The organism is Arthrobacter sp. 10N418, assembly GCF_056394725.1.
Genome location: NZ_JBFTIK010000011.1, coordinates 113,727 through 131,061, shown reverse-complemented (window position 1 = coordinate 131,061; position 17,335 = coordinate 113,727). Strand labels below are relative to the sequence as shown.

At 67.5% G+C, this 17,335-nt stretch carries 14 protein-coding genes and 1 pseudogene; 7 read left to right on the top strand and 8 right to left on the bottom strand.

Features of this window, described 5'->3' with window-relative positions:
• Positions 1 to 144 precede the first annotated feature (144 nt).
• Positions 145 to 1,422: pseudogene (locus AC1DCZ_RS10960) on the top strand (MFS transporter); the annotation flags it as partial.
• 45 nt (positions 1,423 to 1,467) lie between these two features.
• On the opposite strand, the gene AC1DCZ_RS10955 reads toward AC1DCZ_RS10960, so the two are convergent.
• Positions 1,468 to 1,998 carry a DUF6328 family protein gene (locus AC1DCZ_RS10955; protein ID WP_476974597.1) on the bottom strand — a complete coding sequence of 177 codons (531 nt, stop codon included), beginning with the start codon at positions 1,996 to 1,998 and terminating at the stop codon, positions 1,468 to 1,470.
• A gap of 212 nt (positions 1,999 to 2,210) precedes the next feature.
• Here AC1DCZ_RS10955 and AC1DCZ_RS10950 point away from each other — a divergent pair, with 212 nt between their 5' ends.
• Positions 2,211 to 3,122, top strand: a complete 912-nt coding sequence (locus AC1DCZ_RS10950; protein ID WP_476974596.1) for an SDR family oxidoreductase — start codon at positions 2,211 to 2,213, stop codon at positions 3,120 to 3,122.
• A gap of 60 nt (positions 3,123 to 3,182) precedes the next feature.
• Positions 3,183 to 3,704 carry a hypothetical protein gene (locus AC1DCZ_RS10945; RefSeq protein WP_476974595.1) on the top strand — a complete coding sequence of 174 codons (522 nt, stop codon included), beginning with the start codon at positions 3,183 to 3,185 and terminating at the stop codon, positions 3,702 to 3,704.
• A gap of 95 nt (positions 3,705 to 3,799) precedes the next feature.
• Here AC1DCZ_RS10945 and AC1DCZ_RS10940 read toward each other — a convergent pair whose 3' ends face one another.
• A complete protein-coding gene (locus AC1DCZ_RS10940) occupies positions 3,800 to 5,155 on the bottom strand; it encodes a uracil-xanthine permease family protein (protein ID WP_476974594.1) in 1,356 nt (451 codons plus the stop codon).
• Positions 5,156 to 5,390: 235 nt separating this feature from the next.
• On the opposite strand from AC1DCZ_RS10940, the gene AC1DCZ_RS10935 reads away from it, so the two are divergent.
• The 3 genes from AC1DCZ_RS10935 (at position 5,391) to AC1DCZ_RS10925 (ending at position 8,048) form a co-directional block, all read left to right on the top strand.
• Positions 5,391 to 5,996 (top strand): malonic semialdehyde reductase, encoded by a 606-nt coding sequence (locus AC1DCZ_RS10935; RefSeq protein WP_476974593.1) that lies wholly within the window; start codon positions 5,391 to 5,393, stop codon positions 5,994 to 5,996.
• Between the two features lie 216 nt (positions 5,997 to 6,212).
• Entirely contained in the window at positions 6,213 to 6,743 is a 531-nt protein-coding gene (locus AC1DCZ_RS10930; protein WP_476974592.1) for a 2'-5' RNA ligase family protein, read from the top strand.
• A gap of 138 nt (positions 6,744 to 6,881) precedes the next feature.
• Positions 6,882 to 8,048 (top strand): GGDEF domain-containing protein, encoded by a 1,167-nt coding sequence (locus AC1DCZ_RS10925; protein ID WP_476974591.1) that lies wholly within the window; start codon positions 6,882 to 6,884, stop codon positions 8,046 to 8,048.
• A 214-nt stretch (positions 8,049 to 8,262) separates the two neighbouring features.
• Here the strand turns inward: AC1DCZ_RS10925 and pgm are convergent, their stop codons facing one another.
• Positions 8,263 to 9,924, bottom strand: coding sequence for a phosphoglucomutase (alpha-D-glucose-1,6-bisphosphate-dependent) (pgm, locus tag AC1DCZ_RS10920; protein WP_476974590.1), 1,662 nt, complete (start codon positions 9,922 to 9,924; stop codon positions 8,263 to 8,265).
• Between the two features lie 134 nt (positions 9,925 to 10,058).
• Here pgm and AC1DCZ_RS10915 point away from each other — a divergent pair, with 134 nt between their 5' ends.
• Positions 10,059 to 10,670 (top strand): DUF4190 domain-containing protein, encoded by a 612-nt coding sequence (locus tag AC1DCZ_RS10915; RefSeq protein ID WP_476974589.1) that lies wholly within the window; start codon positions 10,059 to 10,061, stop codon positions 10,668 to 10,670.
• 27 nt (positions 10,671 to 10,697) lie between these two features.
• On the opposite strand, the gene AC1DCZ_RS10910 is transcribed toward AC1DCZ_RS10915, so the two are convergent.
• The 5 genes from AC1DCZ_RS10910 to AC1DCZ_RS10890 form a co-directional block, all read right to left on the bottom strand.
• Complete coding sequence (locus AC1DCZ_RS10910; protein WP_476974588.1) at positions 10,698 to 11,573, bottom strand: aminoglycoside phosphotransferase family protein; 876 nt, start codon at positions 11,571 to 11,573, stop codon at positions 10,698 to 10,700.
• A gap of 4 nt (positions 11,574 to 11,577) precedes the next feature.
• Positions 11,578 to 13,083: a peptide MFS transporter gene (locus AC1DCZ_RS10905; RefSeq protein WP_476974587.1), complete on the bottom strand. Its 1,506-nt coding sequence runs from the start codon at positions 13,081 to 13,083 to the stop codon at positions 11,578 to 11,580.
• A gap of 105 nt (positions 13,084 to 13,188) precedes the next feature.
• The gene (locus tag AC1DCZ_RS10900) at positions 13,189 to 14,355 is read right to left on the bottom strand and encodes an alcohol dehydrogenase catalytic domain-containing protein (protein WP_476974586.1); all 1,167 of its coding nucleotides are present in this window, start codon (positions 14,353 to 14,355) and stop codon (positions 13,189 to 13,191) included.
• Between the two features lie 525 nt (positions 14,356 to 14,880).
• Complete coding sequence (locus AC1DCZ_RS10895) at positions 14,881 to 16,380, bottom strand: amidase (protein ID WP_476974585.1); 1,500 nt, start codon at positions 16,378 to 16,380, stop codon at positions 14,881 to 14,883.
• Positions 16,373 to 17,227, bottom strand: coding sequence for a Type 1 glutamine amidotransferase-like domain-containing protein (locus tag AC1DCZ_RS10890; protein ID WP_476974584.1), 855 nt, complete (start codon positions 17,225 to 17,227; stop codon positions 16,373 to 16,375). The genes AC1DCZ_RS10895 and AC1DCZ_RS10890 overlap by 8 nt, the downstream gene beginning before the upstream one ends.
• Positions 17,228 to 17,335: the final 108 nt, after the last annotated feature.

The following is a 17,335-nucleotide window of genomic DNA, read 5'->3' as shown; positions in this document are numbered from 1 at the left end:
CCTTCGGCGCGAGAAAAGCATTAGGGTGGGACACGAAGACCTCCGTTTGTGGAACTGGACTCTAGACAAGCCCCACTCCACTCGGAGGTCTTCTTCATGTCACCCCACCACGCCGAATGTCACCAACCTCCGTGGGTAATACACCTAGGGGGCGTGTTCTTCGGCTGGCTGGGGGACAAGATCGGCCGGCAGAAGGTCCTGTCCATGACGCTCATCATCATGGCGGCCTCCACGTTCATCGTTGGCCTGCTCCCCGGATACGCGGTCCTTGGAATGTGGGCCGCAGTGCTCCTGGTGGTGACCAAGCTCGTCCAGGGCTTCTCCACCGGCGGCGAATATGCCGGTGCCACGACCTTCGTCAGTGAGCACGCCCCCGACAGCCGCCGGGGGTTTTTTGCCAGCTTCCTGGACCTCGGCAGCTACATGGGCTTCGCCCTCGGGGCAGCCCTGGTTTCCCTGCTGCAGGTCCTGCTCGGCCAGCCCGCAATGGAGGGCTGGGGCTGGCGGATCCCGTTCCTGATCGCGGGGCCGCTCGGGCTCGTGGCCATCTACTTCCGACTGAAAATTGAGGAATCCCCCACGTTCCAGGCCAGCCTGGACGCCCAGGCCTCCGGTGGCGCGGCGGAGGGCGCGGCGGCAGCCAAGGGTCCCGTGGCGATCCTCGCCTCCCACTGGCGCAGCATCCTCCTGGCGATGATCCTGGTGGCTGCCGCCAACACCGTCGGCTACGCACTGACGTCCTACATGCCGACGTACCTCACGGCCACCAAGGGCTATGACGAACTGCATGGAACGCTGCTGACCATTCCGATCCTGGTCGCGATGTCTGCGGCCATCCCGCTGACGGGCCGGCTTTCGGACCGGATCGGCCGCCGCCCGGTGCTGTGGATCGGTTCACTCGGGACCGTGATCCTGGCGATCCCGGCGTTCCTGCTGATTGGTGTGGGGGAGATCTGGTCCACGCTCCTCGGGCTGGCGCTCGTCGCCTTCCCGCTGACGTTCTATGTCGCGAACCTGGCCTCGGCGCTGCCTGCACTGTTCCCCACGGCCAGCCGGTACGGCGCCATGGGCATTGCCTACAACTTCGCCGTGGCAATTTTTGGCGGGACGGCCCCGTTCATCATCGCCGCCCTCATCGCCTCCTCCGGAAACGACATGATGCCGGCCTACTACCTGATGGGCACCTCCGCCGTTGGCGCAGTGGCGGTCTACTTCATCAGGGAAACGGCCGGAAGGCCGTTGCTGGGTTCCATGCCGAGCGTTGATTCGCTGCAGGAGGCCCACGAGCTGGTCGCGGGCCAGGACGCCAACGAAAACCTCGATCTCAACGAAATGCCCTTCGACCACACGTACGAGCCTGCGGCCGCGCCGGAGGAGCTGCCGAACACGGCGGAAGACACGAAGGACACCACGGCAGGCTAAGGGCTGAAGTTGTGCTGCGTCTGCGTTGCTGGCTTGCGGTGCCGGTCACGGGGTACCCCGTTGCCGATGTCTTGAATCAGCCGGCGCGTCGGCGGCTGCCCGTCGCCGGAGCCGGTCGGGGACGACCACGAGCAAGATGAGCAGCACGGCCAACAGTCCCGCCCCGGCGGTGAGCCCTGCCGTCCGCCCGGCGGTGACATCAAAGACGAGGGCCGAGGTCCCCACGCTCAGCAATGCGACGCCGCCCAGCGACACTTTCGCGATGTTGTCGGCACTGGACACCAGGGTGGCCTTCAACCGCATCCGGAAGAGCCGGCGGTGCACGCTGACCGGAAGCAGGATCGTCGCGGTGGTCAGCGCGGCCAGCACGACATTCGTGAGGTACAGGCCGGTCTCGAAGCTGTCCAAGCTCGCAAACCGGGCCTGGAAGGGAAGGGTCAGGAGGAACCCCGCAAGGATCTGCACGCCGGTCTGCAGCACCCGAAGCTCCTGCAGCAGTTCCATCCAGTTGCGGTCGAGTTGCTCTTCGGCCGTCTCATTACGTCCGTCGCCACTGGGCTCTCCTGGACCTGGCATCGTTCTCCTCGGGCGTTGGCGGAAGGGGCGGCTGGGCGCGGCACACACTCAACTTAAGCTGGAGACTTTCCAAACACAAGCCGATGCTAAGTTTGCTGAGTACTTTCCGGGTAGGGTGGAGCTGTTACTTCGCTGGGGTAGTTCCGAACGGCCGGGTTCAGCGCCGCCGTCCGGACCAACCCCTGGAAACCGACACGTTGGGTAGGTGGACTATGAGTGATTCAGACCGCGCGCCAGGCAAGAGGCCCGAGCCGCCGAGCGACCCCCGCGCCGGCTACTATTCCGGGGAATTCCCGGAGCAGGTGCAGAAACAACCCGGCCTCACAGGTCCGATGGACCCCAGGCCGGATCACGGCGAAGAGAGTTATCGCGGCAGCGGGGCGCTCCGCGGCAAGACGGCGTTGATTACCGGCGGAGACTCCGGCATCGGCAAGGCCGTCGCGATCGCGTTCGCCCGCGAAGGGGCCGACGTCGCCATCTCCTACCTGCCGGAAGAAGAGGACGACGCGCAGGACACCGCCGAATGGATCCGTAAGGAGGGCCGCAACGCGTTGCTGCTTCCGGGCGACGGCCGGAGCGAGGACTTCGCCGCCGGGATCGTGAAGGACGCACTGGCCGAGTTCGGCCGCCTGGACGTCCTGGTGCTCAATGCGGCCTACCAGAAGAACCGGGACAGCTTCGAGTCGCTCCCCACCGAGGAGTTCGACCGCGTCTTCAAGACCAATCTCTACTCCCTCCTGTGGACGGCCCGGGCCGCCGTGCCCCACTTGGAAGCCGGTGCGTCGATCATCACAACCGCGTCGATCCAGGCGTTCAATCCCTCGCCGGAACTCATCGACTACGCAATGACCAAGGCCGCACAGGTGGCTTTCACGAAGGCACTCGCCCAGGAGCTCGGGCCCAAGGGCATCCGCGTCAACGCGGTGGCCCCCGGCCCGATCTGGACCCCGCTGATCCCGGCCACGGAATGGCCGGACAAGCTTCCGTCCTTCGGCCAGGACACACCGCTGCGGCGTGCGGGGCAGCCCGCTGAGCTGGCGCCGGCCTATGTGCTGCTGGCGTCCGACCACGGCTCCTACATATCCGGGGCGGTGCTCCCGGTGACCGGCGGCAAGGGCCTATAAGGCCTTCGCCCGCACGCGCAACCCCATCCACCAACTTCACCCACGCACAGGAGGGACGGCATGACGCAGGAGAACCAACCGCAGGACACCGCTGAGGAAGGCGGCTACGGAACGCCCACGGCAGAGCAGGAAATGCCCGGGGGTGACGGGAAGAAGTTTGCCCAGCCCCGCGAGGAAGAGGCCTTCGAGGCCGCAGGGCTCAGCCAGGACAGCCCGGACGGCGAGACATACCCGGCCGCCGCGCCGGACCTCAGCCAGTTCGGCGCCCAAGACCAGGACAGTGCAGGAGAACCCGGAGCAGGACGCTTCGGCGGAACGGAGGAACAAATGAGTTCAGAAAACGCCAGTACCGACCCCGGATTCGACGCCGATGCCAAGGAGAATTCCGAGGCCGCAGTGCCGTCGTCGGAGGCCGAGATGGATACGTCCAACACCGAAGAGCCCGACGCCGGGCGTCCCTTCTCGTCGGAGTCCGGCCAGGACGCGGCCGGCCTCCCCGACGGGAGCGGCACGGATCTGCCGGAGGATAAATCGCCGAAGGACCGCGACAGTGATGACAAGGAATCCTTCGACGCCGGCTAGGACCGGCGGCGGCCGTTGAACCCGGAAGGCCGGCATCCTGACCCCCAGCCGGGGGCAGGATGCCGGCCTTCCGGCTAGGCTGTGGCGCCTGCGGCTCAGCGGCGCTTTTTGGCCGCGCGCTTGGCGGCAGCGTTTACGGCCGCTGCAACTGTGGCGGCGGGGGCTGCGTAGTCAGTCTCCGGCTCAGCCACGGTCCCGCGCGCCTTGGCAATGGCCTTCATGCCGTGATAAATCACCAGCGCCGCGGCCGATCCCAACGCGATTCCCGTGAACTTCAGGTCGCCGATCGTCCACGTGTAATCGGCGATGCCGATGATGAGTGCGACGGCGGCCGTGGTTAGGTTGACGGGGTTGGAGAAGTTCACCTTGTTCTGGACCCAGATCTTCACGCCCAGGACGCCGATCATCCCGTAGAGCATGGTGGCCGCGCCGCCGAGCACCCCGGCCGGGACCGTGGCGATGAGTTCCCCAAATTTCGGCGAGAAGCTCAGGACCACGGCAAAGATGCCGGCCACCCAGTAGGCCGCCGTCGAATAGACCTTGGTGGCGGCCATAACGCCGATGTTTTCCGCGTAGGTGGTGGTGCCCGAGCCGCCGCCCAGGCCGGCGAGTACGGTCGCCGCGCCGTCGGCCAGCAGCGCACGGCCGGAGACGCCGTCGAGGTTCTGGCCGGTCATGGCGGAGACAGACTTCACGTGGCCGATGTTCTCGGCGACCAGCACCAGTACCACCGGCACGAAGAGGCCGATGACACCGAGGTGGAATTCGGGGGTCTGGAAGTGCGGCAGCCCGATCCAGGCCGCGCCGTCGACCTTCTCGAAGCTGACCTCGCCGCGCATCATCGCCACGACGTAGCCCGCCACCACACCCACCAGGATGCTGAGGCGGCCCAGGATGCCGCGGAAGAACACGCTGACCAGGATGATGACGGCCAGCGTGATGACGGCCGTGACAGGGGCCTTGTCAAAGTTGCCCTTCGCCGCGGGGGCAAGGTTCAGGCCGATCAGGCCAACAATTGCGCCGGTGACAATCGGCGGCATAAGCCGGTTGATCCAGCCCGCACCGAACTTCTGCACCACGGCACCGATCAGGCCCAGCCCGACGCCGGCAAGCACGACGCCGCCCAAGGCTCCAGGGATCCCGAACTGCTGCTGGGATGCCATGATCGGGGCGATGAAGGCGAAGCTCGAGCCAAGGTAGCTTGGCACGCGGCCCTGCGTCACAACAAGGAACAGCAGCGTGCCGACGCCCGAGAAGAACAGCGTGGTGGCCGGCGGCATGCCCGTGATGATCGGGACCAGGAAGGTCGCGCCGAACATGGCAACGACGTGCTGCATCCCGACGCCGATGGTCAGCGGCCAGGTGAGGCGCTCATCCGGCTTGACGACCTCACCGGGACGGATGGACTTGCCGTTGCCGTGGAGCTTCCATTTGGTACCGAGCATGCTCATTGCCGGGAGCCTTTCAGAGAATGTGTGGCGGGGCGGGGAAGGAATCTTCCGGAGCAACTTTACCGCGCGGCTCACTGCGGCCGGTTCCGGGCCGGGCGGGCGCGTCCGCGGCCAAGGGCGTGTGCCCAAGATCACGCGGCGGCAAGGAAGTCTCCGGCGACGGTTGAAGTTGCAACTATGGACAGCAGAAACGGCCGTCGCCGGACGGCGAGCTGGCCCAGAGAAAGGGATGCGAATGACCATCGCCCATGATGAAGCAGTTATCGACGCGGCCGCCGTCGACGCCATTTTTGCCGAGGCCCGCACCGCCAACACTTTCACCGGTGAGGTCACCGAGGAGCAGGCGCGTGCCATCTACGAACTGACAAAGTTCGGTCCCACCGCTTTCAACTCCCAGCCGCTGCGCGTGACCTACGTGCGCTCCGACGAAGCCCGGGCGACGCTCGTGGACGCCCTGTCCGCCGGAAACCGGGCCAAGACGGCATCGGCGCCGCTGGTCGCGATCCTCAGCGCCGACACCGCCTGGCACGAGCAGTGGGACAACTTCCTCCCCGGCTACAACGCCCCGAAGGCCATGTATGACGCAGCGCCGGATCTGGCCGCCGCCACCGGCAACAACAACGCCCACCTGCAGGCCGGCTATTTCATCCTCGCGGTCCGGTCCCTTGGCTTCGCCGCGGGTCCCATGACGGGGGCCGATTTTTCCGCCATCGATGCGGCCTTCTTCCCCGACGGCAGCCAGAAGAGCTTCCTCGTGGTCAACATCGGACTGCCCGGCGTGGACGCCTGGGGCGAGGCCAAGCCGAAGTTCGCGTACGAGGACGTAGTCCGCACCGTCTGACGGTCACGCGGAGGGCCTCCGGCACTGTTTTGACGCGGAGGTGCCTCCGGCACCATGGGGGACAGGCCGGAGGCACACGAGACACAATTCTGCGGTTCAGCGCAAGGCCTGCATCCGGGGCCAGTTCCATCTTAGTCCGCATCCGGACCGCGGCCACAGTGGGATTTGCGCCTTTGCCGACGTTGTTCGTGCTCACCGCCGTGGCACACTAGCCCCATGCGGAACCTCATTGCGGTGGCCTTCGTCGAGCCTGTCACGGAGGGGCTCGAGTTCCCCCGGGATGACTGGCCGTTGCACATCACCGTGGTGAAGTTCGACGTCACCGACCACGCAAGCACGCGAGCAACCACGCCGGAGTCCACGGCCGGCGCCGCCGACGTCGTAGACCAGATCTGCACGCTGATGGACGCGCCCGTCGCGGCAGCCCTGGGCAGCACCGTTATGGTGGGCGGCGAGGCGGCCTTTGGCCGGGCCGGGACGATCCCGGTCAGCCTCATTGAGCCCAGCGAACCCCTGCAGAGGCTGCACGACGCCCTTGTCCGACTAATTGAGGGGATGCATGGCCGGATCCCCACGCCCGGGTACACCCTGGACGGATACCGCCCGCATGTGTCCCACCACGGGGGTAGACAGCTCAAGGCGGGCGACGCCGTCGTCCTGGACCGGATCGCCCTGGTGGACATGGCGCCCGACGGCGGCCACGCCACCCGCCGGATCCTCCGGCTCTGGACCGGTACCCCATCGTGAGCGCGACTGTACTGCCGCGCCTTCCGTCACAAGCCGAACCGGCTCCGTGGTTTCCGGGGTGCGGGTGCAATACTTGGGCAACCGCGGCGCTGAGTCTACGCATCGCGGGCACTTACACGCGGACCGGGGGGGCACACCATGATGCTTGACACCGCAACCCTACGGGTGGCTTTGGCGCTGGTCGATCTGACCCTGCTGCTGTTGTTCTACTTCATCACCTACCGCCGGACCCGGTCCGCCTACAGCCGCTGGTGGTGCACTGCGCTGCTCTTGTTCCTGGTTGGCAACGCCACGTACCTGCTGGACGGAACGATCCATCAGGTGTGGGCCAATCCCGCGGGCAACGTGCTGCTCGTGGCGGGCGGGGCCAGCATCTGGGCCGGGGCGCGTTCACTGAGGACCGCCATCCCCGCACTGTGGCAGCTGGCGGTGGGGCCCGGCATCACGGCCGTAGCGTCAGGGCTGGACCGCCCCGCCACAAACATCTGGGCCGGAGGGCCGGTCTATCTGGCGCTCATGGGCCTGCTGATCGGTCTGGCCTCCCGGGAACTGTTCCTGCTCGAGCGGCATTACTCGCGCGTGCACCGCCCGCTCGCCGTCGGCGCCGGCCTCCTCGCCCTCTTCTACCTGGGCCGCCTGGCCGCCTTCCTGGTCGAAGGTCCGGGAGGCCAGGTCTTCACCTCGGTGTTCGGGTCTGTGACGACCACGACGCTTACTACCGTCACCCTCGTCGTTGCCTCGTTCACGATGGCGGAGCTGAGCTACGAGCAGCAGACCCAGGATCTCCAGGCGCGTGCCACTGTCGACGGGCTCACCGGCCTGCTGAACCGTGCCGCGTTCATCGACCTGGCCGAGAACGAACTCCTCCGTCTCCGCCGGAGCCGGACCACTGCATCGCTGATCCTGGCCGACCTCGACCATTTCAAGGCGATCAATGACGAGTTCGGACACGCTGCCGGTGACACGGCGCTGCAGGCCTTCGCCAAGGCGTGCAGCGGCACCGTCCGCTCCACGGATCTCGTGGGCCGGTACGGCGGAGAGGAATTCATCCTGCTGCTGCCGGGAGTCACGCCGGACCGGGCCCGCGGGATCGCCGCGGACATCAGCCGCCGGCTCGACACGTCCGAGTCGGCCGTGATCCCCCGGCTGCCCACCGTGAGCTACGGAATCGCGTCCACGGAATCCGGTCGTGGAGATCTTGAAGTGATGGTTGCCGCAGCCGATGCGGCCCTGTACCAGGCAAAGACGCTCGGCAGGAACTGCTCGGTGCTGGCCACAGGTTCCCTCGGGGAAGGCACTGCCTGATCTGGCCGGTGCCTGGTGCCTGAGCTGGCCGGTGCCTGAACCTGCGCCGCCTGAGTGCGTGTGCTGCTCGGCTGCCTGGTCGCCTGAACCATGGGTGGCGAGTCTGCGGCAATGATTAAGGGCAGATCAGGGCGGATGCCTGACCGGCATCCGCCCTGATCTGCCCTCGTCCCGTAGCCCTTAGCCTTGTAGCCCCACCTTCAGGGGCGGGGTGCTAGGAAATGACCCCGTCCACGAGCGCCTTCGCTTCGGCCTGGACCTGCTTCAGGTGGTCCGCACCCTTGAAGGACTCGGCGTAGATCTTGTACACGTCTTCAGTGCCGGAGGGCCGGGCCGCGAACCAGGCGTTCTCTGTGACAACCTTGAGGCCGCCGATGGCCGCGCCGTTCCCCGGTGCTTCCGTCAGTTTGGCCGTGATCGTTTCGCCGGCCAGTTCCGTCGCAGTGACATCCGACGGCGAGAGCTTGCCGAGAGCGGCCTTCTGCTCACGGGTGGCGGCGGCGTCGATCCGGGCATAGACAGGGTCGCCAAACTGGTCGGTGAGGCCCTTGTAGAGCTGGGAAGGCGACTTGCCCGTGACGGCGGTGATTTCCGAGGCAAGCAGCGCGAGCAGGATGCCGTCCTTGTCCGTCGTCCAGACGCTGCCGTCCATCTTGTTGAACGAGGCGCCCGCGGATTCCTCGCCGCCGAAGGCACCCTCGCCGGAGAGCAGCCCGGGAACAAACCACTTGAAGCCCACGGGGACCTCCACGAGCTTACGGCCCAGGCTTTCCGCCACACGGTCGATGATGGAGGACGAGACCAGGGTCTTGCCGATCACGGACTGCGGGTTCCAGCCCGTGCGGTGGCGGTACAGGTAGTCGATCGCGACGGCGAGGTAGTGGTTGGGGTTCATCAGCCCGCCGTCAGGCGTGACAATGCCGTGGCGGTCCGCGTCGGCGTCGTTTCCGGTGGCGATGTCGAACGGCGCCTTGCCGGAACTGTCGGCGGACATCCGGCTGATCAGGGAAGCCATGGCCGACGGGGAGGAGCAGTCCATCCGGATCTTCTCGTCCCAGTCGAGGGTCATGAAAGCCCACTGGGGATCGACGGTGGGATTCACGACGGTGAGGTCCAGGTGGTGGCGTTCGCCGATCTCGCCCCAATAGTCCACGGATGCCCCGCCCATGGGGTCGGCGCCGATCCGGACGCCGGCCTCGCGGATGGCGTTCAGGTCCAGTACCGACGGGAGGTCGTCCACATAGCTGCTCAGGAAGTCGAACTTGCCGGTGGTATCGGCGGCCAGGGCGTCCGCCACGGGAATGCGCTTGACGCCGCGGAGCCCGTTTTCCAGCAGTTCGTTGGCGCGGTTGGCGATCCATCCGGTGGCGTCGGTGTCCGCCGGGCCGCCGTGCGGGGGGTTGTACTTGAAGCCGCCGTCACCGGGCGGGTTGTGGCTGGGAGTGACCACGATGCCGTCGGCCTGCGGGGCGCCGGCGGGGGAGTTCCGGTTGTGCGTCAGGATGGCATGGCTCAGCGCCGGAGTGGGCGCGTAGCCGTGGCGGGCGTCGATCAGGACGTTGACGCCGTTGGCCGCGAGCACCTCCAAGGCTGAATTCTGGGCGGGTTCACTCAGCCCGTGGGTGTCCTTGGCGAGGTACAGGGGACCGCTTATGCCCTGGCCCGCGCGGTATTCCACGATCGCCTGGGTAATGGCAAGGATGTGCGGTTCGTTGAAGGATGCCTTCAGGCTCGAGCCGCGGTGTCCGGAAGTACCGAAGGCCACCCGCTGGCCCGGGTCCCCCAGATCCGGCGAAACGTCGTAGTACGCATCAAGGAGCGCAGTGAGGTCAACAAGGTCTTGGGGTTGGGCAACTGTGCCCGCGCGGCTAGCCATGGCACCAGCATGCCAGACGCCGGCCGGGCGCAACACGGTTTGGCCGGAATCGGGCCCCTGTGACGAAAAGAATCTCCCCACCAGCAGATTCGTCCGGCGGTAGTCTTGAGGCACGGACTCACGAGGGGATTTCCATGACCGATCAGCCGACACCAGGCAACGACGAGGCGGCCAAGGGCCACCAGCCGCCGTCGTACCCTCCGCTGTACGGATCAGAGGTGCCGCCGGCACCGCCGGGAGCGCCGCATGTCCAGGAGCCGGGATACAGCACGCATGAGGACCAGCGCTACGGCCTGGGCGCACCGGCCTACGGCCAGGCGGCGGCGCCGTACGGCTCCGCCCCCAGCGCGAATGCCCAGGGCGGGAGTGCCTACGGCGTCCCGGGCCAGCAGCCCTACGGTGCGCCGCAACAGTATGGCCCGCCGCAGCAGTACGGTGCGCCGGGCAGCACCTACAACGCCTACGGCCAGCCGGCCTACTACGGCATGCCGCACGAGCCCAAGGGCCTCAGTATCGCCAGCATGTGCTGCGGTATCGCAGCCTTCGTGGGACTCGGGTTCTTCATCCTGCCGCAGATTGCCGCCGTCATTCTCGGACACCTGGCACTGAAGCGGGAACCAGGCGGCAGGGGCATGGCCATTGCGGGCCTGGTGATGGGCTACGCGGCCATCGCCCTGACCATAGCGGTTATCGTGATCTTTGCCGCCGTCGCTGGCAGCGCGCGCAACCGCGGGTACGGGGTCTAGGCGCCCCTCGGTGAAGCAGGGCCGGGCTCAGTCCGTGAGGGCGTCGACAATCCGTCCGGCGTTGGCTTCCAGCCACAGGCGCCGGCGGCTGATGATGCCGCCCACGCCCTCGTCCCACATGCGCGCCCAGCCTCCGCCAAGCGTCGCGGCGTTGTGCCGCATCCGCTCTAAGCTCTGTGCCGCGGCTTCGACGCCGTGGGAGGGCAGCAGCTGGCGTTCCGCCTCGCTCCAGCCGTAGGCGTCGGCGAAGATCCGGAGCCGCCGGAAAAGGTCAAGGTGCTCCCAGCCGGCGTAGGAGTCGTCCGGGTCCCGGAGTGGAATCCAGTGCATGGCCGTGTTGAAGGAATCCCGGAAGGCTGTGGCGGGGCCGGCGAGGTCGAAGTCCACCAGGCCTGCGGCGCGGCCGTTCCGGACCACCACATTCTGGGGGGTGACGTCGAGATGGCAGACGAGTACCGCCGAAGCCTTCGCTGCCGAAGCGTTCGGCGGTGTCTCCGGCCGGACGCCCCGGGCCGGGAACGGGTGGTCCGACGGGACGAAGCCCGCCGAAGCGCTGTGGAGGCGGCGGACCAGTTGCGCCACGGATACCAGGAGCTCCTCGGACTGCACCCACGGCTCCGGCGCAGCGCCGGCGCACCGTCCGGGTACGAAGGTCAGGACATCCCGGCCTTCCTCGTCGCGGCCGAGGTACCGCGGCGAGCCGGCGAAGCCGGCGTCCTCCAGCCAGTCAAGGTACCCGGCAACGGCCAGGCTCTGCGGCTGGTGCGGGCGGCGGATGGTGCCGCCCACCCGCACCACGCCGGCGGTGACATCGCCCGCCGGCATGAGTTCGACGTCGGACGCCTCGCCTGGGGCGGGAACGTACACGCGCGACTCAACCGGCGGGCGGTCTCTGGTGCTCATCGGGTCAGCGTACGCCGCCCATGCGCTTCTTGATCGCCGGCGAGGCGATCGCCAAGCCTACGGCCAGCAGCATCGCGGTTCCGCCGATGCCGATGAAGTAGGGCAACTCGTCCTTCGGGTTGTACAGGCCGGACAGGATGCCGGCCAAGGTGGTGCCCAGGGAGACGGAGAGGAAGAACAGCGCCACCATCTGGGTGTGGAAGGCCTTGGGTGCCAGCTTGGTGGTCACGGACAGGCCGATGGGGGAGAGGAACAGCTCTGCGAGAGTGAACAGGAGCAGGATTCCGACGAGGGCCAGCAGCGGGGTCTTGCCGGCGCCGGCCAGCGGGATGAAGGCCAGGAATGCGAGGCCCATCACGAAGAGGCCGATCGAGAACTTCAGGGCCGAACCCGGCTGCTTACGGCCGAGCCGCGTCCACAGGGCGGCCATGATGCCGGCGAAGATGATGATGAATACCGGGTTGATGGACTGGACCCAGGCGGCAGGCATTTCCCAGCCGAAAAGGTTCCGGTCCAGCTTCTCCTCCGAGTAGACGGCAATGAACGTGAACTGCTGCTGGAACAGCGCCCAGAACGCGGCCGAGGCAATGTACAGCGGGATGAAGGCCGCCACCCGTCCGCGCTCGGTGGCGTTGACTTTCTTGCTGCTGAAGATCAGGGCAAAGTACAGCACGGACGCGCCGATAGCCGTGTAGGCCATGGACATGGCAAGGTTCTTGGCGTTCACCGTGCCGGTCACGAGCAGCACGGCGATGATCACGGCGATGCCGGCGAAGATCAGGCCGTACCGGGTGCGCTGGGCGGCGGGGAGAGGGTTCGGTACCCGGTGTGCTTGTCCGGGCAGCTTCTTGCGGCCCAGCGAGTAGATGACCAGGCCCACGGCCATGCCGACGGCGGCGGCGCCGAAGCCCCAGTGGAAGCCCTGGCTCTCCTGCAGCCAGCCGGTTACCAGCGGGCCGATCAGGGCGCCTGCGTTGATGCCCATGTAGAAGATGGAGAATCCGGCGTCGCGGCGTTCGTCCTTCTCGCCGTACAGGCTGCCGACGAGGGCGGTTGCGTTGGCCTTGAGGCCGCCGGAACCGACGCCTACCAGCACCAGGCCGGCGATCAGGCCGGGGACGCCGGGGATGAGAGCGAGGGCGATGTGGCCGGCCATGATCATGATGGCGGCGCCGAACAGCACCCGCTCCGACCCGAAGAGCCGGTCCGCGAGCCAGGCGCCGAGGATGGTGGAGAGGTAGACGCCGCCACCGTAGGCGCCGACGAGGCCAGCAGCCATGGCCTGCGGAATCTCAAGGCCGCCCTGGGCGGCCGAGAAGTACATGTAGTAGAGGAGGATCCCCTGCATTCCGTAGAAGGAGAAGCGCTCCCACATCTCTACGGAGAAAAGGCTGGCCAGCATCTTTGGATGGCCAAAAAACGACGTGTCGCCCGGCGTCTTAGCGGGGGGACGGAATGAGGGATCGCCCGGCGTTGTAGCGGGGGGATTGGATAAATGAGTTGTGCTCATTTACTTAATGGTGACATTGTGACGCGCGATTGTCACATTCGGGCGGGTCCGGGGCAAGCAACCCGCATGGTGTTTCGCCTCTCTTTCGCCTGCCTACCGCCCGGTTTACCGGAGCGTGCCGGGCAGGCCGGACCTGTCCTGTTCCTCGTCCGGGGCGTCGTCGGCGGCCTCGAACATGATGACCTGCCGGACGGCTTTTCCGTCGGCCAGCTGGTCCATGGCCTCGTTGATGTCGGCCAGGGCGATGCGGGCGGAGATGAGCTCCTCGACAGGAAGTCTTCCCTCCCGCCAGAGCTGCGCGTACGTGGGGATGTCCCGGGAGGGCACTGCGGAGCCGAGGTAGCTGCCGACGATTGTCCTGGCCTCCGCGGTGATCGTCAGCGGCGAGATCCGGGCGCGGGCATCGGGGTGCGGGAGGCCGGCCGTGATCGTTGTGCCACCGACTGCGGTGGCGGCAAAGGCCGTCTCGAAGGCGCGCGGATTGCCTGCGCACTCGATCACGAACTTGGCTTTAACGCCGTCTTCAAGGACCTGCTGCGGGGTGTACGTTTCGTGGGCCCCGAGGCGGCGGGCATGGTCAAGTTTCTCGTCGAGCGTGTCCACGGCGATGATTCTGGAGATTCCCTGGGAAGTCGCGGTGATCAGGGCGGCCATGCCGACCCCGCCGAGGCCCACGATCATGATGCTGTCCTCCGGCCTGGGGCGTGCGGCGTTGAGGACGGCTCCGCCGCCGGTGAGGACGGCGCAGCCCAGGACGGCGGCGATGTCAGCCGGGATGTCGTCACCGACAGGAACGGCGGAGGCCCGGTCCACGACCGCGTGGGTTGCGAAACCTGAAACTCCCAGGTGGTGGTACACCGTCTCGCCGGACCGGCTCAGGCGCATTGAACCGTGCAGCAGGGTCCCTTCTCCATTGCTCCTCGATCCTGCGGTGCAGGGCAGCCGGCCGTCCTCGGCGCAGTTGGCGCACTCCTCGCAGCGGGGAAGGAAGGACATGACTACGCGCTGGCCCGGCTCCAGGTCGAGGACGGCTGAACCGACCTCAACCACGCGTCCTGCCGCCTCATGGCCCAGCAGCATGGGCACCGGACGGACCCGGTTGCCGTCGACAACGCTAAGATCCGAGTGGCAGATCCCGGCGGCCTCAAGGCGGACCAGAATTTCGGTGGGCCCGGGGCCGGCCAGCTCCAACTCGGAGATGCTGATGGGCCTGGAGTCCGCGAACGGCCGCGGGCGGCCAATTTCCTCAAGTACTGCACCGGTGATCTTCATCGATCCTCTTTCGCGGCCTGGTCGGGTTTGAGTGAACGATAGCCGCCGGCCGCAGCCAGCGTCCATTCGGGGCTTCCCGACGGCGGCCGCACTGACGCCGGGCGGACGGGATGGGCCGGTTGGGGGCACGCGGGTTGGGGAGGCAGGCGGGCCGATGGGCTTCCTTGGCCCAGCCGGGGGACATGCCCATTCTTGGCGCCCGCGGGTGGACATGGTGGCAATATGTCCAGCGGCCGCGGCCAGGGCTGGACATGTCCCCGACGAGCGCGGGACATGTCCCGGGTGCGGCATGAGGAATGGGCATGTCCTCAGCAGCGGACGTTGGGCATGTCCCGTGTTGGAGCGGCGCTCCGAACTTGTCCTGTGCTCGGCGTGAGGGTTGGGCATGTCCCCGGGCGAGAGGCAGGTCCTTTTCCGGTACTCCAGGCGGCCATGTTTCCGGTGAGTCTCCGGTGAGCCACGGGTCCTTGGCTAAAACCCCGGTTGGGCCGCCACCTGCGGCAGCAGCCCAACGGTGGTCCTTGGCTAGAACCCCAGTTGGGCCGCCACCTGTAGCAGCAGCCCCTCGGAGCCCATCGGTCCGATCAGCTGGATGCCCATCGGGAGGCCGGAACCGGGGGCGGCGCCGGTCCAGTGCACCGGGATACTGATCGCCGGCAGCCCGCAGACGTTCACCATGGAGGACCACGGAGCGTATTCGCACTGTTTGCGGTAGTCGTCGTCGGCGTCGCCCGCCCATTCTGCGGCCCGCCAGTAGTTCCCGCCGTGGGTCGCGCCCGTGAACCAGCCCACCGGGCGGGGCGTTTGCGCCAGCGCCGGCGTCATTATGAGATCCCATTGGACGTACTGGACGATCGTGTCCCGCTGGAACTGCCGCAGGAAACCGAGGGATTCGTTGAGTTTGGCGGTGCTGCGCTGCTGTGCGCGCCGCCGGAACGTCCGGGTGAGCGGGGTCAGGAGCGCTTCGCGCTGGGGAGCGATCCGGGCACTTCCGACGGCGGCAGTCCAGGCGGTGGTGAACGCGTCCGGGTAGCGGTTGTCGTAGCGGATCGCGGCTTCCGCCGTTGTGTGTCCGGCTGCCTCCAGCCGGCGGATTCCCCCGGCCAGGGCATCGAGCGCTTCCGGGTCCGGAGCGAACGGAAATACTGTCTGCCACGGGCTGTCCAGGCTCACACCGATCCGCAACCGGGGCGGCTGCCCGGAAGCCTGCCCGACGTAGCTTGCGGCGCCGTTTGGACCAGCACTGGCGCCGGCGCCGGGCCCGCCGGCGCCAGTCACATCAGCGGGCAACGGGTTGCGGGGCCAAGGGATGCTGGGCACGAGCGCGTCCAGCATCAGGGCGGCGTCTGCGGCGGAGCGTGCCAGCGGTCCGGCCACCACCAGCCTGGCGGGATCACCGGAGCCTTCGCCGGCGGGGACCAGCCCCCGCCCAGGTTTCAGGCCCACGAGTCCGCATGCGGCGGCCGGAATACGGACGGACCCGCCGCCGTCGGACCCTGGGGCGAAGGGAACCAGTCCTGCGGCGATGGCGGCGGCGCTCCCGCCCGAGGACCCGCCCGAGCTGCGGCTAAGCGCGTACGGGTTGCGCGACGGCGGCGCGATGCGGTTCTCGCTGTAGGCCGTCAGTCCGAATTCCGGAACCTGCGTCTTGCCCAGCGAGATGACCCCGGCAGCCTTCAGCATGGCGGCCAGGGCGCCGTCGGCCAGGGCCGGTTTGTGGTCGAGGGCCGCGCTGCCGTGGGTGGTGATCACTCCGGCAACGTCTGTCAGGTCCTTGAAGGCGACCGGCATGCCGTGCAGCAGCGGCAGCCCTGTCCCTTCGCGGGCGGCGCGGGCATGGACGGCATCGGCCGCTGCGGCATCCCTCATTGCCTGCTCCGCGGTGACGGTGATGAACGCCCCGAGACGGTGGTTTTCGGATCCGATGCGGTCGAGGAAATGTTCTGCGGCCTGCCGGGCCGAGAGCTCGCCGGAGAGTAGGGCGGCCCGCAGCTGCACGGCGGACAGTTCGTGGATCTCAGCCAAGGAAACGCGGCTCCAGCCGTTCCTCGACCGCGCCGCCCTCCACCCCGGGGGGACATGCCCATTCCTCGGACTCAGGGCTGGGCATCGTGGCCATATGTCCAGCCGTCACGGCCGGGGGAGGGCATGTCCCGGGCTGGTCATTGGGCATGTCCCCTGGCTGGCCGCCCCGGCGGGTCACGACATACGCGCCCTTGCCCCTTGTCTCGCTCACGGCCTCCACGAGTTCCGTCCCTGCGTAGACGAGCCCCACGCCGTCGTCCGTGCAATGCGTTTCGCCGAGGGTGCCGTCCGCGACGAGCCGGTGAACGAGGGGCCGCCGCCGTGCTTCCGAGTCATAGTGGACCCCGTTGGCGTAGGGCAGCAGCGCCAGACCGTTCGTCACTGCTGCGAGCTCGGGGCCGAAGGAATCGGTGGTCCCGCCCTGGAACCAGCAAATGGACCCTGCCGAGACGCCCGCCAGCACGACGCCGTGTTCCCACACCCGCCGCAGGATGGCGTCCAGCCCGTGTGCCCGCCAGACCGCCAACAGGTTCACGACCGAGCCGCCGTTCACCCATACGACGTCCTGGTCCATCAGGTGCGCCTCGGGGTCCGGATGGTTGGGCATGGTGAAGAGATTGAGGTGGCTGAAGTCGAAGCCGGCAAGCCGGGCGGCCTCGTCCATTTCCGCGTTGAACCAGCGCTGATCCCCGGACGCGGTGCCGATATGCGCCACCCGCGGTGCACGTCCGCTCGCCCCGGACAGTTCGACGGCGTGATGCATGAGGCGGTCAAACTCCAGCCGTGTACGGTCCCCGGCTTTGTACCCGCCGGAGGTTGCCAGGATCGTGGGCCTCTCCGCTGCCATGTGGTCTCCTTCGTGCTCTCCAGAAGCGTAACCTGCCTGCTCCGGGGGTGTTCCGCCGGCCGCTGGCGATACGCTGGGGACAGACCTTGAATTCTGCGAAAGGGCGAA

Bases quoted from the DNA above. Each gene is read 5' to 3' on its own strand.
- AC1DCZ_RS10915 (WP_476974589.1), top strand. From the start codon at position 10,059: ATGACCGATCAGCCGACACCAGGCAACGACGAGGCGGCCAAGGGCCAC.
- AC1DCZ_RS10925 (WP_476974591.1), top strand. From the start codon at position 6,882: ATGATGCTTGACACCGCAACCCTACGGGTGGCTTTGGCGCTGGTCGAT.
- AC1DCZ_RS10890 (WP_476974584.1), bottom strand. From the start codon at position 17,227: ATGGCAGCGGAGAGGCCCACGATCCTGGCAACCTCCGGCGGGTACAAA.
- AC1DCZ_RS10930 (WP_476974592.1), top strand. From the start codon at position 6,213: ATGCGGAACCTCATTGCGGTGGCCTTCGTCGAGCCTGTCACGGAGGGG.
- AC1DCZ_RS10945 (WP_476974595.1), top strand. From the start codon at position 3,183: ATGACGCAGGAGAACCAACCGCAGGACACCGCTGAGGAAGGCGGCTAC.
- AC1DCZ_RS10935 (WP_476974593.1), top strand. From the start codon at position 5,391: ATGACCATCGCCCATGATGAAGCAGTTATCGACGCGGCCGCCGTCGAC.
- AC1DCZ_RS10900 (WP_476974586.1), bottom strand. From the start codon at position 14,355: ATGAAGATCACCGGTGCAGTACTTGAGGAAATTGGCCGCCCGCGGCCG.
- AC1DCZ_RS10940 (WP_476974594.1), bottom strand. From the start codon at position 5,155: ATGAGCATGCTCGGTACCAAATGGAAGCTCCACGGCAACGGCAAGTCC.
- AC1DCZ_RS10905 (WP_476974587.1), bottom strand. From the start codon at position 13,083: ATGAGCACAACTCATTTATCCAATCCCCCCGCTACAACGCCGGGCGAT.
- AC1DCZ_RS10910 (WP_476974588.1), bottom strand. From the start codon at position 11,573: ATGAGCACCAGAGACCGCCCGCCGGTTGAGTCGCGCGTGTACGTTCCC.
- AC1DCZ_RS10955 (WP_476974597.1), bottom strand. From the start codon at position 1,998: ATGCCAGGTCCAGGAGAGCCCAGTGGCGACGGACGTAATGAGACGGCC.
- AC1DCZ_RS10950 (WP_476974596.1), top strand. From the start codon at position 2,211: ATGAGTGATTCAGACCGCGCGCCAGGCAAGAGGCCCGAGCCGCCGAGC.
- pgm (WP_476974590.1), bottom strand. From the start codon at position 9,924: ATGGCTAGCCGCGCGGGCACAGTTGCCCAACCCCAAGACCTTGTTGAC.